This is a genomic window from Leclercia sp. LSNIH8 (assembly GCF_002920195.1).
GTDB lineage: Bacteria > Pseudomonadota > Gammaproteobacteria > Enterobacterales > Enterobacteriaceae > Enterobacter.
Genome location: NZ_PQJY01000002.1, coordinates 652,270 through 665,348, shown reverse-complemented (window position 1 = coordinate 665,348; position 13,079 = coordinate 652,270). Strand labels below are relative to the sequence as shown.

Annotated in this window: 19 protein-coding genes; 8 read left to right on the top strand and 11 right to left on the bottom strand. The window is 54.3% G+C overall.

From position 1 onward, the window contains the following. Positions 1-52: 52 nt before the first annotated feature. Both elbB and mtgA read left to right on the top strand, forming a co-directional pair. Positions 53-706 carry an isoprenoid biosynthesis glyoxalase ElbB gene (gene elbB / locus C3406_RS08180; RefSeq protein WP_103824938.1) on the top strand — a complete coding sequence of 218 codons (654 nt, stop codon included), beginning with the start codon at positions 53-55 and terminating at the stop codon, positions 704-706. Then, a complete protein-coding gene (gene mtgA, locus C3406_RS08175; protein ID WP_103824937.1) occupies positions 703-1,428 on the top strand; it encodes a monofunctional biosynthetic peptidoglycan transglycosylase in 726 nt (241 codons plus the stop codon). Before elbB ends, mtgA begins: the two co-directional genes overlap by 4 nt. On the opposite strand, the gene npr is transcribed toward mtgA, so the two are convergent. From npr to C3406_RS08120, 11 genes are all read right to left on the bottom strand, one after another. Next, positions 1,425-1,697, bottom strand: coding sequence for a PTS phosphocarrier protein NPr (npr, locus tag C3406_RS08170; protein ID WP_032614489.1), 273 nt, complete (start codon positions 1,695-1,697; stop codon positions 1,425-1,427). The genes mtgA and npr overlap by 4 nt on opposite strands. Further along, on the bottom strand, positions 1,694-2,548 hold the full coding sequence (rapZ, locus tag C3406_RS08165; protein WP_032614487.1) for an RNase adapter RapZ: 855 nt from the start codon (positions 2,546-2,548) through the stop codon (positions 1,694-1,696). The genes npr and rapZ overlap by 4 nt, the downstream gene beginning before the upstream one ends. Before the next feature lie 45 nt (positions 2,549-2,593). Continuing rightward, complete coding sequence (ptsN, locus tag C3406_RS08160) at positions 2,594-3,085, bottom strand: PTS IIA-like nitrogen regulatory protein PtsN (protein ID WP_103177194.1); 492 nt, start codon at positions 3,083-3,085, stop codon at positions 2,594-2,596. An 82-nt stretch (positions 3,086-3,167) separates the two neighbouring features. Then, the gene (gene hpf, locus C3406_RS08155; RefSeq protein ID WP_103177193.1) at positions 3,168-3,455 is read right to left on the bottom strand and encodes a ribosome hibernation promoting factor; all 288 of its coding nucleotides are present in this window, start codon (positions 3,453-3,455) and stop codon (positions 3,168-3,170) included. Between the two features lie 22 nt (positions 3,456-3,477). Continuing rightward, positions 3,478-4,911 carry an RNA polymerase factor sigma-54 gene (gene rpoN, locus C3406_RS08150; protein ID WP_103177192.1) on the bottom strand — a complete coding sequence of 478 codons (1,434 nt, stop codon included), beginning with the start codon at positions 4,909-4,911 and terminating at the stop codon, positions 3,478-3,480. 47 nt (positions 4,912-4,958) lie between these two features. Beyond that, positions 4,959-5,684, bottom strand: coding sequence for an LPS export ABC transporter ATP-binding protein (gene lptB / locus C3406_RS08145; protein WP_103177191.1), 726 nt, complete (start codon positions 5,682-5,684; stop codon positions 4,959-4,961). A gap of 6 nt (positions 5,685-5,690) precedes the next feature. Then, a complete protein-coding gene (gene lptA / locus C3406_RS08140; RefSeq protein WP_103177190.1) occupies positions 5,691-6,245 on the bottom strand; it encodes a lipopolysaccharide ABC transporter substrate-binding protein LptA in 555 nt (184 codons plus the stop codon). Continuing rightward, positions 6,214-6,789 carry an LPS export ABC transporter periplasmic protein LptC gene (lptC, locus tag C3406_RS08135; RefSeq protein ID WP_103824936.1) on the bottom strand — a complete coding sequence of 192 codons (576 nt, stop codon included), beginning with the start codon at positions 6,787-6,789 and terminating at the stop codon, positions 6,214-6,216. The genes lptA and lptC overlap by 32 nt, the downstream gene beginning before the upstream one ends. Then, complete coding sequence (gene kdsC, locus C3406_RS08130; protein WP_103824984.1) at positions 6,786-7,352, bottom strand: 3-deoxy-manno-octulosonate-8-phosphatase KdsC; 567 nt, start codon at positions 7,350-7,352, stop codon at positions 6,786-6,788. Before kdsC ends, lptC begins: the two co-directional genes overlap by 4 nt. A 14-nt stretch (positions 7,353-7,366) precedes the next feature. After that, positions 7,367-8,353 carry an arabinose-5-phosphate isomerase KdsD gene (gene kdsD / locus C3406_RS08125; protein ID WP_103824935.1) on the bottom strand — a complete coding sequence of 329 codons (987 nt, stop codon included), beginning with the start codon at positions 8,351-8,353 and terminating at the stop codon, positions 7,367-7,369. Positions 8,354-8,366: 13 nt separating this feature from the next. After that, complete coding sequence (locus C3406_RS08120; protein WP_103824934.1) at positions 8,367-9,344, bottom strand: calcium/sodium antiporter; 978 nt, start codon at positions 9,342-9,344, stop codon at positions 8,367-8,369. Between the two features lie 228 nt (positions 9,345-9,572). Here C3406_RS08120 and mlaF point away from each other — a divergent pair, with 228 nt between their 5' ends. From mlaF to ibaG, 6 genes are all read left to right on the top strand, one after another. Further along, positions 9,573-10,385 (top strand): phospholipid ABC transporter ATP-binding protein MlaF, encoded by an 813-nt coding sequence (gene mlaF / locus C3406_RS08115; protein ID WP_103824933.1) that lies wholly within the window; start codon positions 9,573-9,575, stop codon positions 10,383-10,385. 7 nt (positions 10,386-10,392) lie between these two features. Further along, on the top strand, positions 10,393-11,175 hold the full coding sequence (gene mlaE / locus C3406_RS08110; protein WP_103824932.1) for a lipid asymmetry maintenance ABC transporter permease subunit MlaE: 783 nt from the start codon (positions 10,393-10,395) through the stop codon (positions 11,173-11,175). Between the two features lie 4 nt (positions 11,176-11,179). Beyond that, complete coding sequence (gene mlaD / locus C3406_RS08105; protein WP_103824983.1) at positions 11,180-11,740, top strand: outer membrane lipid asymmetry maintenance protein MlaD; 561 nt, start codon at positions 11,180-11,182, stop codon at positions 11,738-11,740. Positions 11,741-11,743: 3 nt separating this feature from the next. Continuing rightward, positions 11,744-12,379: a phospholipid-binding protein MlaC gene (mlaC, locus tag C3406_RS08100; RefSeq protein WP_103177184.1), complete on the top strand. Its 636-nt coding sequence runs from the start codon at positions 11,744-11,746 to the stop codon at positions 12,377-12,379. Next, the gene (mlaB, locus tag C3406_RS08095) at positions 12,379-12,672 is read left to right on the top strand and encodes a lipid asymmetry maintenance protein MlaB (RefSeq protein ID WP_103177183.1); all 294 of its coding nucleotides are present in this window, start codon (positions 12,379-12,381) and stop codon (positions 12,670-12,672) included. Before mlaC ends, mlaB begins: the two co-directional genes overlap by 1 nt. Before the next feature lie 126 nt (positions 12,673-12,798). Further along, complete coding sequence (gene ibaG / locus C3406_RS08090; RefSeq protein ID WP_103177182.1) at positions 12,799-13,053, top strand: BolA family iron metabolism protein IbaG; 255 nt, start codon at positions 12,799-12,801, stop codon at positions 13,051-13,053. The last annotated feature ends 26 nt before the right edge of the window (positions 13,054-13,079 follow it).

Genomic DNA, 13,079 nt, shown 5'->3' with positions numbered 1-13,079 from the left:
TTTAATCAGAATCTTTAATGTGCATTTAGCATTTTTCGAGAGGGATCCCAGGATGAAAAAGGTTGGCGTGGTACTGAGCGGGTGTGGTGTTTACGATGGTTCTGAAATTCATGAAGCTGTTTTGACGCTACTGGCTCTGGCGCGTAACGGCGCCGAAGCGGTCTGCTTCGCCCCGGATAAAACCCAGGTAGACGTGATCAACCACCTGACCGGCGAAACGATGGCCGAAAGCCGTAACGTCCTGATCGAGGCCGCGCGGATTGCCCGTGGACAGGTTCGTCCGCTCAGCGAGGCCCGGGCTACCGAGCTGGACGCGCTGATTGTGCCAGGCGGTTTTGGCGCGGCAAAAAACCTGAGCGATTTTGCCGCCCAGGGAAATGGTTGCCGGGTAGACAGTGATTTAAAAGCGCTGGCGCTGCAGATGCATGAAGCCGGCAAACCGTTGGGCTTTATCTGTATCGCCCCTGCGATGCTGCCAGCCATTTTTGATATGCCGCTGCGCCTGACCATCGGAACGGATATTGATACCGCTGAGGCTATCGAGGATATGGGCGGTGAGCATATCCCCTGCCCGGTGGATGATATTGTGGTCGACGAAGAGAACAGGATCGTCACCACACCCGCTTACATGCTGGCACAAAATATTGCGGAAGCGGCGACGGGCATTGAGAAGCTGGTTACGCGCGTACTGGTGCTCGCTGCATGAAGTTAAGACGTCCGAAAGCGGGTTGGTTAAGACGGATCGTCATTCGCATTCTGTTGATCATGGCGGTTTTCTGGGGTGGGGGTATCGCCCTGTTCAGCTTTCTGCCAGTGCCATTTTCAGCGGTAATGGTTGAACGTCAGGTGAGCAACTGGCTGAGCGGTAATTTCAGCTACTTTGCGCACTCTGACTGGGTGAGTATGGATGAGATCTCCCCCTGGATGGGGCTCGCCGTGATTGCCGCCGAAGATCAAAAATTCCCTCAGCACTGGGGGTTTGACGTCGGGGCGATCGAGAAGGCGCTAGCGCATAACGAGCGCAACGAGAGCCGTATCCGCGGAGCATCCACGCTTTCTCAGCAGACGGCGAAGAACCTGTTTTTATGGGATGGTCGCAGCTGGGTGAGAAAGGGCTTTGAAGCCGGGCTGACGCTGGGTATCGAAACGGTGTGGAGTAAGAAACGGATCCTGACGGTATATCTCAATATCGCGGAATTTGGCGAAGGGATATTTGGGGTCGAAGCCGCGGCGCAGCGCTATTTCAACAAACCTGCAAGCCGTCTGACAGCGTCGGAGGCCGCGCTGCTGGCGGCTGTGTTACCGAACCCGATTCGCTTTAAGGCCAGTGCGCCATCAGGCTATGTACGTAGCCGTCAGGCGTGGATCCTGCGCCAGATGCGCCAGCTCGGTGGGGAAGGATTTATGCAGGCCAATAAGCTGCATTAATCTTCATCAAACCCGGCGTTGAACAGCGCAATGACTGCTGCCAGCGCCTCCACTTCCTGCGGGCCAGTGGCTTCAATTTCAATCTGACGGCCCTTTGCCGAATCCAGCATCAGCAGAGCGATGACGCTGTTGGCTTCGGCTTCGGTGCCTTCGTCGTTACGCAGCAGAACTTCCGCGTCAAATCCCTGCATCAGTTCAAATAACTTCATCGCCGGGCGGGCATGCATGCCCAGCTTGTTGGTGATTTCAACGGTCTGCTTTACGGTCATGTTTTACGTTTTTCCAGCGTACGATGACGGGACTGCACGTTTTTACCGCGCGAGCGGAAATAGTCAGCCAGTTGCTCAGCAATATAGACCGAACGGTGTTTACCCCCGGTACAACCAATCGCCACCGTCAGGTAGCTGCGATTGTTTGTCTCCAGCATCGGCAACCAGAGTTCAAGATAGCTGCGCGTCTGATAGATAAAGTTATGCACTTCCGTATGTCTGTCAAGGAAGGCTGCGACCGGCTTATCCAGGCCGGTCATCGGGCGCAGCTTCGGATCCCAGTGCGGGTTCGGTAAGAAGCGCACGTCAAACACGTAGTCCGCATCAATAGGAATGCCGTGCTTAAAGCCGAACGATTCAAAGACCATCGTCAGCTCGCGTTCGCGTTTACCCAGCAGACGGGTGCGCAGCATCTCCGCCAGCTCATGGACCGACATCTCTGAGGTATCAACGATCAGATCGGCGCGCGAGCGCAGCGGCTCCAGCAGATCGCTCTCCTGGTCAATGGCACTTTCCAGCGACAGATTTTTACTGGAGAGCGGATGCAAACGGCGGGTGTCACTGTAGCGACGAATCAACGTATTGCGGTCGGCATCAAGGAACAGCAGCTGAGGTGAAAAGGCCTCTGGCAGATTGCTCATCGCCTGCTCAAAGATCTCCGGCGATTCAGGCATGTTACGCACGTCGATGCTGACTGCCGCAGAGATCTGCCGATCCGCCAGCGAACGGGCCAGCTCGGGCAGAAGCACCACCGGCAGGTTATCCACGCAGTAAAAGCCCATATCTTCCAGCGCGCGCAGGGCGACCGATTTCCCGGAGCCCGAACGCCCGCTGACGATCATCAGCACCATGTACCGTTTCTCCTCAGGACCACAGATGTTAAAGCCATCACCCGATTACGCCTCATCCTGATTGCCTTCCGTTTCTGTAATAATTTGATAAAGCTCTTCGTCGCTCTGCGCCGCGCGTAAACGACGACAGATGGTTTTATCCGCCAGACGTTTAGCCACCAGCGAGAGCGTATGCAGATGCGTTTTGGTCTGATCGGCTGGCACCAGCAGGGCAAACAGCAGATCGACCGGCTGGTTATCAATGGCATCGAAGGCGATAGGTGTTTCCAGTTGAACAAACACCCCTACAGCGCGCAGAGTATCCTCTTCCAGTTTGCCATGTGGAATGGCGATGCCGTTACCGATGCCGGTACTGCCCATTTTTTCGCGGGTGAGGATCGCTTCAAAGACCACTTGTGGCGCCAGGCTCAGCTGTTTTGCGGCCAGTTCACTGATGATCTCCAGCGCACGTTTTTTGCTCTGGCAGTGAACGGCACTGCGGGTACATTCCTGATTAAGGACACTGCTCAGTTGTAGAGTGGAATCGTTATTCATCATAATTTCACCTAAGCGCTAACTGTACAAAGGGCCCGTTGTGTTTCACAACAGGCCGTCCTGCACCCGTTAACTGCCCGGACAATTAGTGTTGTTTCAGTTTGTCTTTATGTTTGTTTAGCTGTCGTGCCAGCTTGTCAATCAAGCCGTCGATAGCCGCGTACATGTCCTGCCCTTCCGCACTGGCATGGATTTCGCCCCCGTTGACGTGCAAGGTAGCATCCGAGATATGAGTCACTTTTTCCACTTTTAACACAACATAGACCTGGTTGATCCTCTCGAAATACTGCTCGAGCTTAGCGAATTTGGTATTCACAAATTCACGCAGGGATTCAGTGATTTCGACATTGTGTCCTGTGATGTTGAGCTGCATAGTGTCTTCCTTATCGGTTGTGTCAGACCAGTTGTTTACGCTGGTTTGACGGCGGAATGGATAAAGACTCTCGATACTTCGCAACAGTGCGGCGTGCCACCATGATACCTTGTTCGGACAGCATGGTGGTCAACTTACTGTCACTCAGCGGTTTCGCGGGGTTTTCCGCGGCGATCAATTTTTTCACCAGCGCCCGGATGGCTGTCGACGAGGCTTCGCCGCCGCCTTCGGTGTTGACATGGCTGGAGAAAAAATACTTAAGCTCAAAAATACCACGCGGGCTGTGCAGATACTTCTGCGTCGTCACGCGAGAAATGGTCGACTCATGCATCTCGACGGCCTGGGCGATATCCGCCAGCACCATCGGTTTCATAAACTCTTCACCCTGCTCAAAAAACGCCTGCTGCTGCTCGACGATGCAGCGGCTGACGCGAAGCAGTGTATCATTGCGGCTCTCAAGGCTTTTGATTAGCCAGCGGGCTTCCTGCAGATTACTGCGGATAAACTGGTTATCCGAGTCGTTGCGCGAGCTGGTGCACATTGAGGCATATTGCTGATTGATTTGCAGGCGGGGAATGCTGTCGGAATTCAGCTCGACGGTCCACAGGCCGTTATGCTTGCGCACCAGCACATCGGGAATGACATACTCCGGCTCGCTGGTCTGGATAGATTGCCCCGGGCGCGGATCCAGAGACTGAATCAGGTTGACCGCCTCTTTCAGGATCTCCTCTTTCAGCCTCGTGACGCGCATCAATGAGCGGAAATCGTGGTTGGCAAGCAGATCCAGATGTTCGCTGATGATAAGCCGGGCCTCTTCCAGCCACGGGGTCTCTTTAACAAACTGCGAAAGCTGAATGAGCAAGCAGTCACGGAGATCTCTCGCGGCGACGCCAATCGGGTCAAAGCGCTGAACGCGCTTCAGGACCGCTTCGACCTCTTCGAGCTCAATCTCGTCATCGCCTATGCTCTCCAGAATATCGTCCAGCGACACGGTCAGATAGCCGGTCTCATCCACGGCATCCACAATGGAGGTGGCGATGGCGCGATCGGTATCAGAGAACGGTGTCAGCTCCACCTGCCACATCAGATAATCCTGCAGTGACTGGGTGGTCTCGCCCTGATAGACCGGTAGCTCGTCATCCTGGTAGTCTGCGCGTGTACCGGATGGCGTGCCGGCGGTGTAGATCTCATCCCAGCTGGCATCGAGAGGGAGCTCGTCAGGCATCTCTTTTTGCTCAAGGGCATCAACCGTGTCGAGGGTCTCGTTATCCTGGCTTTGTTGCGTTTCTACTTCATCGTGAAGATCGGTTTGCTCGAGCAGGGGGTTACTTTCCAGCGCTTGCTGGAGCTCCTGCTGCAGTTCCAGCGTCGACAGTTGCAACAGACGAATAGCCTGTTGTAACTGCGGCGTCATTGCCAGCTGTTGGCTGAGCCTTAATTGCAAACCTTGCTTCATGTTCAGAGCATTTTTCTCCGTTTACGCGAGTCTTAACTTCTACCCTATCAGAGTCTGAAGTCTTCCCCAAGATACACGCGCTTAACATGATCGTCTTCGAGGATCTGCTGCGGGGTACCGTGGGCGATGAGGTGGCCCTGGCTGACGATATAGGCACGCTCACACACCGCCAGCGTCTCACGTACGTTGTGGTCGGTGATGAGAACCCCGAGGCCACTGTCGCGCAGATGCTCAATAATACGTTTGATATCGATAACCGAAATGGGGTCAACGCCCGCAAACGGTTCATCGAGCAGAATAAATTTCGGATTAGCCGCCAGCGCGCGGGCAATTTCCACACGGCGACGTTCACCACCGGAGAGCGCCTGGCCCATGCTGTCGCGCAGGTGTTCGATATGGAACTCTTCCATCAGCTCGTTGGCGCGATCCTGACGCTGTTCGGCGGTCAGATCATCGCGGATCTGCAGCACCGCCATCAGGTTATCGAAAACGCTCAGGCGACGGAAAATGGATGCTTCCTGCGGCAGATAACCGATCCCGCGGCGCGCACGGGCGTGCAGGGGCAGCAGGCTGATATCTTCTTCATCAATAATGATGTTACCCGCGTCGCGCGGAACAATGCCCACCACCATATAAAAGGTGGTGGTTTTACCTGCACCGTTAGGACCCAACAGGCCGACAATCTCGCCGGAGTTGACGGTCAAACTGACATCTTCCACGACGCGGCGGCCCTTATAGGCTTTGGCGAGATTCTTTGCAGTTAATGTTGCCATAACGAATTAGTTACTCTTTTTCTGTGCCGGGGCCTGATTGCTATTTTTGTCCTGCAGCTGCGATGGAACCAGTACGGTGGTCACGCGTTTGCCTTTCTCGCTGAAGGCCTGCATTTTCTGCTCTTTGACCAGGTAGGTGATCTTGTCGCCCTTGATGTTGCTGTCGAGCTGCTCCAGGTACGCATTACCGGTAAGGACAACGAAATCTTTCGCCAGTTCGTAGTGCATCTGGGAGGCGTGGCCTTTCACCGGCTTGCCGTTATCCTGCATCTGATAGAAGGTGGCCGGGTTGCCGTAGCCATCGATAATCTCTTTCCCATCCTCACCGCCAGGACGCGTCACCACCACTTTGTCGGCATTAATTTTGATGGTGCCCTGAGTCACGACCACGTTGCCGGTAAAGGTCACCACGTTGCCTTGCATATCGAGTGATTGCGTATCAGATTCGATATGAATCGGCTGCTCGGTATCACCCGTCACAGCAAGCGCAGGCAGGCTAAGGGCCAGCAGGGCGCTGGCTATAACACAATTAAGGCTGAGTTTGTTTGTTTTGAATTTCATAAGAGGTTCTAACCTTTTCAATCAGCTCTGCGTTCTTGCTGCGTAAGTTCCCGCGCATTCTCAGACCGCTGGAATTAAATGTTGTGCCGTATAACGTGACCAGATCCTGCGATGTTACATCCTGAGTCACAAGGTTTATCTGTGCGTTATCGGTCGTGATTTTGCGCAACTGCGCATCTGCGGTCAGCGCATTCACTTCAACATGGCCATACAGATAAAGCATACGGTCATTCGTCAGTTTTGCCCGATCTGCTTTAATCGACCATGTCGGAATTTTATCGGTATCAAACGTGGTCATCACCGGTTGAGTAAACCATGAGACGCCCTGTTCGGAAAAATACTCAACGTGCTGAGCGATAAGGCGGTAATTCAGCGCCCCTTCCGGGCTGTAAACGACGGTATCGCTGTGATCGCTTTTATACGTTGGATCGTTGGTGTTGACCGTCGGCGCTTGTTCGTCGTCCCGGTCAGCGAGATTCACGCCAATCAGTACCAGTACGACAAGCGTTAGCAGAATAATAACCCAACGTCTGGTTTTACTCATATCGATTGCCCTTTGGCCTCATCAAGCTTACCTTGCGCCAGCAGTAACAGGTCGCAGACTTCTCGTACTGCGCCACGGCCACCGTTAATCCGGGTGACATAGTCAGCGCGTGGGATCAAAAGCGGATGGGCATCGGCCACGGCGATGCTAAGTCCCACTTCTGCCATCACTGGCCAGTCAATAAGATCGTCTCCGACATAGGCAACGTTTTCCGGGGCGATGGCAAGTTTACCAAGTAAGTCCCTGAAAGCGACCATCTTATCGGATTGCCCCTGATAGAGATGGGTAATGCCCAGCGTTTCGCACCGATCTTCTACCAGTTTAGCCTTACGTCCGGTGATGATGGCAACTTCTATGCCAGACGTCAGGGCACAGCGAATCCCGTAGCCATCACGCACGTTGAAGGCTTTCAGCTCTTCACCATTATTGCCCATGTAAATCAGGCCGTCTGACAGCACGCCATCCACATCCAGGATCAGCAGGCGAATTTTCTCGGCCTGCGACATCATCTGCGCGCTTACCGGGCCATAACAGGTTGCAAGGGATGCACCCGTATTAATCATTGTCTTATCCTTCATTACACTACGCCTGCGCGCAAAAGATCATGCATATGTACCACACCCAGTAACTGGTCGCCATCGGCAACCATAACGGAGGTGATATGGCGGGACTGCATCAGGTTCAGTACCTCAACGGCCAGCGTGCCGGGACGCACCCGAATACCGCCTGAGGTCATCACATCGGCGATACCCAGCTTACGGACATCCACACCCATATCGAACACGCGACGGAGATCCCCGTCGGTAAAGATACCCTCAATCTTCATCTGATCGTTGCAGATGACGGTCATCCCGAGGTTTTTGCGGGTAATTTCCAGCAGCGCATCGCGCAGGGAGGCCGCTTTGCTGACGTGCGGAATTTCATCCCCCGTATGCATAATATCATTTACGCGCAGCAGCAGTTTACGTCCCAGCGCACCGCCCGGATGGGAGAGGGCAAAATCTTCGGCGGTAAAGCCGCGCGCTTCAAGCAGGGCGACGGCCAGCGCATCACCCATAACCAGCGCGGCAGTGGTGCTGGAGGTCGGCGCCAGCCCCAGGGGACAGGCTTCTTTTGGCACTTTAACGCACAGGTGGATATCTGCGGCGCGCGCCATGCTGCTCTCCGGACGGCTGGTAATACAGATCAGGGGAACGTGCAGGCGTTTCAGGACCGGTATCAGCGCCAGGATCTCATTCGATTCGCCCGAGTTGGATAACGCAATGACGATATCCTGTGACGAAACCATACCCAGATCGCCATGCGCCGCTTCGCCGGGATGGACGAAAAACGCTTTCGTGCCGGTACTGGCGAAGGTCGCTGCCATTTTACGGCCAATATGGCCAGATTTACCCATCCCCATCACCACGACTTTGCCAGGACAGTGGAAAAGTTTTTCGCACGCCAGGCTAAAGTCCTGATTAATGTATTGATCTAACTGCGCCAGACCTTCACGTTCAATCTCCAGAACCTCTTTTCCTGCTTTCTGAAAGTCAAAACCCGGCTGCAATTCTATTTGCGACATAATGCGTTTCCGTTTACCCAGAGAGAAGCGGCGAGAGCCAGTACAGCATCGCCATCCATACGACAAATCCCACCGTCAGCAGCGCACCGGCGCCCTGACCAATCTGCCTTTTTCGCCGCCAGCAGAGCAGGGCGAAGATTACGCTGACTAAGACCATCACCCCGTAATCGCGGCTGAACGCGAGCGGATTAAACGCGCCAGGGGCAATCAGGGCAGGCAGGCCAAGCACGATAGCAACATTAAAAATATTCGAGCCGATGATATTGCCAATCGCCATGTCGTCTTCCCCCTTACGCGCCCCGGCGATAGCCGTTGCGAGCTCAGGCAAACTGGTACCAATGGCAATCACCGTCAGGCCGATGGTTAACTCGCTCATGGCGAAATAGTTGGCCAGAACCGTAGCGTTATCTACAATCATCTGCGTCGCCATGGGCATGATGATTAACGCCACGCCCAGCCAGAGCAGCGCGACGGGTAAGTTCCCCTCACGCGGCAGCTCTGCCACCTGTTCGCGGGTCAACGTGTCACTGCCTTGCTTTTCTGCCGCCCGGGCAAGCTTCACGATATAAAACAGCCAGATGACCGCCAGCGCCAGCAGAAAAATGCCATCGCTGAGGGTTAACTGCCCGTCATATAACACATAACCCGCCAGCAGGCTGACAATTAACATTAGCGGTAATTCACGCCGCAGAACATCAGAATGCACGCGAAAAGGATGCAGTAGCGCAGCAAGGCCCAGGATGAGCAAGATATTGACGATATTGGAGCCAATAGCCGTTCCGACCGCAAGATCAACCTGATCGTGCATTGAGGCGGCCGCAGAGACGATGATCTCCGGCAGGGAAGTGCCCACGCTGACCACCGTCATCCCAATAATCAGGGGGGGAACACCTAACAAACGGCAGAGGATTGAAGCGGAGAACACCAGACGGTCGGCACTGTAGACCACCAAAAGTAAACCAATTATTAACAGTGCCGTTGCAAGAAGCATCAAAAGTCCTTTCTTCAGGTATACTCGCCGGTCCACTGAGAAAAAATCTCTGCCGCTGCATACTGTCTGTAGATGTAACGAATCCTAATTTTGACTTTATGCGCTGTAAAAGTAAAACAAATGCCAGCTTTCGCTTACCAGCAGAGGTAATATTCTGTAAAAATGTTGGGTTTGCGGCGAAATCAGGCATCAAGCTGATCCTGAACCGGCAACAGAAAGGAAATGTACATGAGCCTGAATGAGGCGAATATAGTCGATGTCCGTGGCGTCAGCTTCACGCGCAGCAGCCGGGTCATTTTTGACAACATCTCTCTCACCGTGCCCCGCGGTAAAATTACCGCCATCATGGGCCCCTCCGGCATTGGTAAAACAACGCTGTTACGCCTGATTGGAGGGCAAATTCCGCCAAGCCAGGGCGAGATCCTTTTTGATGGCGAAAATATTCCGGCAATGTCACGCTCGCGCCTCTATACCGTGCGTAAACGCATGAGCATGTTGTTCCAGTCCGGGGCGCTATTTACTGACATGAATGTCTTCGATAATGTCGCCTACCCGCTGCGTGAGCATACGCAGCTGCCCCCGGCGCTGCTGAAAAGCACCGTGATGATGAAGCTCGAGGCTGTGGGGCTGCGTGGCGCGGCGAAGCTGATGCCTTCCGAACTCTCTGGCGGTATGGCCCGCCGTGCGGCGCTGGCGCGCGCGATTGCGCTGGAACCCGATTTAATCATGTTCGATGAGCCGTTTGTCGGGCAGGACCCAATCACCATGGGCGTGTTGGTCAAACTGATCTCTGAGCTGAACAGCGCGCTGGGCGTAACCTGTATTGTGGTATCTCATGACGTACCGGAAGTGCTGAGCATTGCCGACTACGCCTATATCGTGGCGGATAAAAAAATTGTGGCGCATGGTAGCGCCCAATCATTGCAGACCAACAGCGATGCGCGAGTCCGTCAGTTCCTCGACGGCATTGCAGATGGCCCCGTGCCGTTCCGTTATCCTGCGGGTGATTATCATAAAGATCTATTGGGAATAGGGAGTTAAGCCACTCATGCTGTTAAATGCGTTGGCCGCTCTCGGACACCGTGGCATAAAAACCATCAGGACGTTCGGGCGTGCCGGGTTGATGTTATTCAATGCGCTGGTCGGGAAACCGGAATTCCGCAAACATGCCCCTCTGCTGGTGCGCCAGCTGTATAATGTCGGCGTGCTGTCGATGCTCATTATCATCGTTTCCGGGGTCTTTATCGGGATGGTGCTGGGGCTGCAGGGGTATCTGGTTCTCACTACCTACAGCGCAGAAACCAGCCTCGGAATGCTGGTGGCGCTCTCCCTGCTGCGTGAGCTGGGACCGGTGGTCGCCGCGCTGTTATTCGCAGGACGTGCCGGTTCGGCGCTGACCGCTGAAATCGGCCTGATGCGCGCCACGGAGCAGCTCTCCAGTATGGAAATGATGGCCGTGGATCCGCTGCGTCGGGTCATCTCGCCGCGCTTCTGGGCCGGTATGATTTCGCTGCCGCTGTTAACTATCCTCTTTGTCGCGGTCGGCATCTGGGGCGGTTCGATGGTTGGCGTGCAGTGGAAAGGGATCGATGCCGGTTTCTTCTGGTCAGCGATGCAGGGCGCCGTTGACTGGCGTCTGGATCTGGTTAACTGCCTGATTAAAAGCGCGGTATTTGCTGTGACGATCACCTGGATTGCGCTGTTCAACGGCTACGATGCGATCCCGACGTCTGCCGGTATCAGCCGGGCAACCACACGTACCGTTGTTCATTCGTCGCTGGCCATACTGGCTCTGGATTTTGTGCTCACCGCACTGATGTTTGGGAAATGAGTTCATGCAAACGAAAAAAGTAGAAATTTGGGTTGGCGTATTTGTCCTGCTGGCGCTGCTGGCAGCACTCTTTTTAAGCTTTAAAGTGGCGGACGTAACGACCATCCGCACCGAGCCGACATACCGCATTTATGCCACCTTCGATAACATTGGTGGCCTGAAGAGCCGTTCTCCGGTGCGTATTGGCGGGGTAGTGGTAGGGCGTGTGGCCGATATCACCCTCGATGAGAAAACCTATCTGCCGCGCGTCGCGCTGGATATTGAAGAACGTTACAACCACATCCCGGATACCAGCTCCCTCTCTATCCGTACATCCGGCCTGTTAGGGGAACAATACCTGGCGCTGAACATCGGTTTTGACGATCCCGAACTGGGAACGTCTATCCTTAAGGACGGTGGCGTGATTCAGGATACGAAGTCAGCCATGGTGCTGGAAGATATGATTGGTCAGTTCCTTTACAACAGCAACAGTAAAGGGGGTGACGAGAATCAAGCTGCGCAGACCCCTGCGCAGAGTGACATTACGCCGCCTGTTGGCACGACGAATTCATCTCAGGAGAAGTAATTCATGATTAAACGACTGTTAATGGTTGCCATGCTGATGATTGCCCCTCTGACTGCAGCTAACGCAGCCGATCAGAGCAATCCTTATCAACAGATGAATGAGGCAGCAAAGAAAACCTTCGATCGCCTTAAAAATGAGCAGCCAAAGATCCGCTCCAATCCTGACTATCTGCGTGATGTGGTTGACCAGGAACTGCTGCCATATGTCCAGGTGAAATATGCCGGTGCGCTGGTGCTGGGCCGTTACTACAAAGACGCAACGCCTGCGCAGCGCGAAGCCTATTTCGCTGCGTTCCGTGAATATCTGAAGCAGGCCTACGGTCAGGCTCTCGCCATGTACCACGGTCAGACGTATCAGATCGCACCGGAGCAGCCGCTGGGTTCTGCGACCATCGTGCCTATCCGCGTGACCATCGTCGATCCGAACGGTCGTCCGCCAGTGCGTCTGGATTTCCAGTGGCGTAAGAACACCCAGAGCGGTAACTGGCAGGCTTACGACATGATTGCCGAAGGCGTCAGCATGATCACCACCAAGCAGAACGAATGGAGCGATCTGCTGCGTACCAAGGGCATTGATGGTCTGACCGCGCAGCTGAACAGCATCGCACGTCAGAAAATTACCCTGGAAGGAAACAAGTAATTATGTCGCAGCTGAGCTGGACCCGTGAGGGTGAGACGTTATTACTCTCAGGCGAGTTGGATCAGGATTATCTGAATCCTCTCTGGGATGCGCGGGACGATGCCATGAAGGGAGTTTCCCGAATCGACCTGAGCGGTATCTCTCGTGTGGATACGGCGGGTGTGGCGTTGCTGGTTCATCTGGTCTCAACGGGCAAGCAGCAGGGCATCCCGGTGACGCTTTCGGGCGTCAGCGACAATGTCGTCACCCTGGCCCAGCTCTATAATCTGCCGGAAGACGTATTGCCCCGCTAATTTTTTCAGTACGTTACTATCAAAAGCCCTGACAGTTTCATCGTCGGGGCTTTTTGCTTATTTAAGACCGCGCCACTTTGCTCTAAGATGTTGGGCTTGTTTTCACTACCAGATGATATAGAACCCATGGAAAATCATGAAATCCAGACAGTGCTGATGAACGCACTCGCCCTTCAGGAAGTCCACGTCTCCGGCGACGGCAGCCACTTTCAGGTTATTGCTGTGGGTGAGATTTTTGACGGCATGAGCCGCGTGAAGAAGCAGCAGGCTGTCTATGCGCCGCTGATGGAATATATCGCGGATAATCGTATCCATGCCCTGTCGATCAAGGCGTTTACCCCTACAGAGTGGGCACGCGATCGCAAACTAAACGGTTTTTGAGCTGAGGGTGATTTGCCCGCAGCACG

Coding starts and splice junctions, on each gene's coding strand:
- elbB (WP_103824938.1), top strand. CDS start 53: ATGAAAAAGGTTGGCGTGGTACTGAGCGGGTGTGGTGTTTACGATGGT.
- mtgA (WP_103824937.1), top strand. CDS start 703: ATGAAGTTAAGACGTCCGAAAGCGGGTTGGTTAAGACGGATCGTCATT.
- npr (WP_032614489.1), bottom strand. CDS start 1,697: ATGACCGTAAAGCAGACCGTTGAAATCACCAACAAGCTGGGCATGCAT.
- rapZ (WP_032614487.1), bottom strand. CDS start 2,548: ATGGTGCTGATGATCGTCAGCGGGCGTTCGGGCTCCGGGAAATCGGTC.
- ptsN (WP_103177194.1), bottom strand. CDS start 3,085: ATGATGAATAACGATTCCACTCTACAACTGAGCAGTGTCCTTAATCAG.
- hpf (WP_103177193.1), bottom strand. CDS start 3,455: ATGCAGCTCAACATCACAGGACACAATGTCGAAATCACTGAATCCCTG.
- rpoN (WP_103177192.1), bottom strand. CDS start 4,911: ATGAAGCAAGGTTTGCAATTAAGGCTCAGCCAACAGCTGGCAATGACG.
- lptB (WP_103177191.1), bottom strand. CDS start 5,684: ATGGCAACATTAACTGCAAAGAATCTCGCCAAAGCCTATAAGGGCCGC.
- lptA (WP_103177190.1), bottom strand. CDS start 6,245: ATGAAATTCAAAACAAACAAACTCAGCCTTAATTGTGTTATAGCCAGC.
- lptC (WP_103824936.1), bottom strand. CDS start 6,789: ATGAGTAAAACCAGACGTTGGGTTATTATTCTGCTAACGCTTGTCGTA.
- kdsC (WP_103824984.1), bottom strand. CDS start 7,352: ATGATTAATACGGGTGCATCCCTTGCAACCTGTTATGGCCCGGTAAGC.
- kdsD (WP_103824935.1), bottom strand. CDS start 8,353: ATGTCGCAAATAGAATTGCAGCCGGGTTTTGACTTTCAGAAAGCAGGA.
- C3406_RS08120 (WP_103824934.1), bottom strand. CDS start 9,344: ATGCTTCTTGCAACGGCACTGTTAATAATTGGTTTACTTTTGGTGGTC.
- mlaF (WP_103824933.1), top strand. CDS start 9,573: ATGAGCCTGAATGAGGCGAATATAGTCGATGTCCGTGGCGTCAGCTTC.
- mlaE (WP_103824932.1), top strand. CDS start 10,393: ATGCTGTTAAATGCGTTGGCCGCTCTCGGACACCGTGGCATAAAAACC.
- mlaD (WP_103824983.1), top strand. CDS start 11,180: ATGCAAACGAAAAAAGTAGAAATTTGGGTTGGCGTATTTGTCCTGCTG.
- mlaC (WP_103177184.1), top strand. CDS start 11,744: ATGATTAAACGACTGTTAATGGTTGCCATGCTGATGATTGCCCCTCTG.
- ibaG (WP_103177182.1), top strand. CDS start 12,799: ATGGAAAATCATGAAATCCAGACAGTGCTGATGAACGCACTCGCCCTT.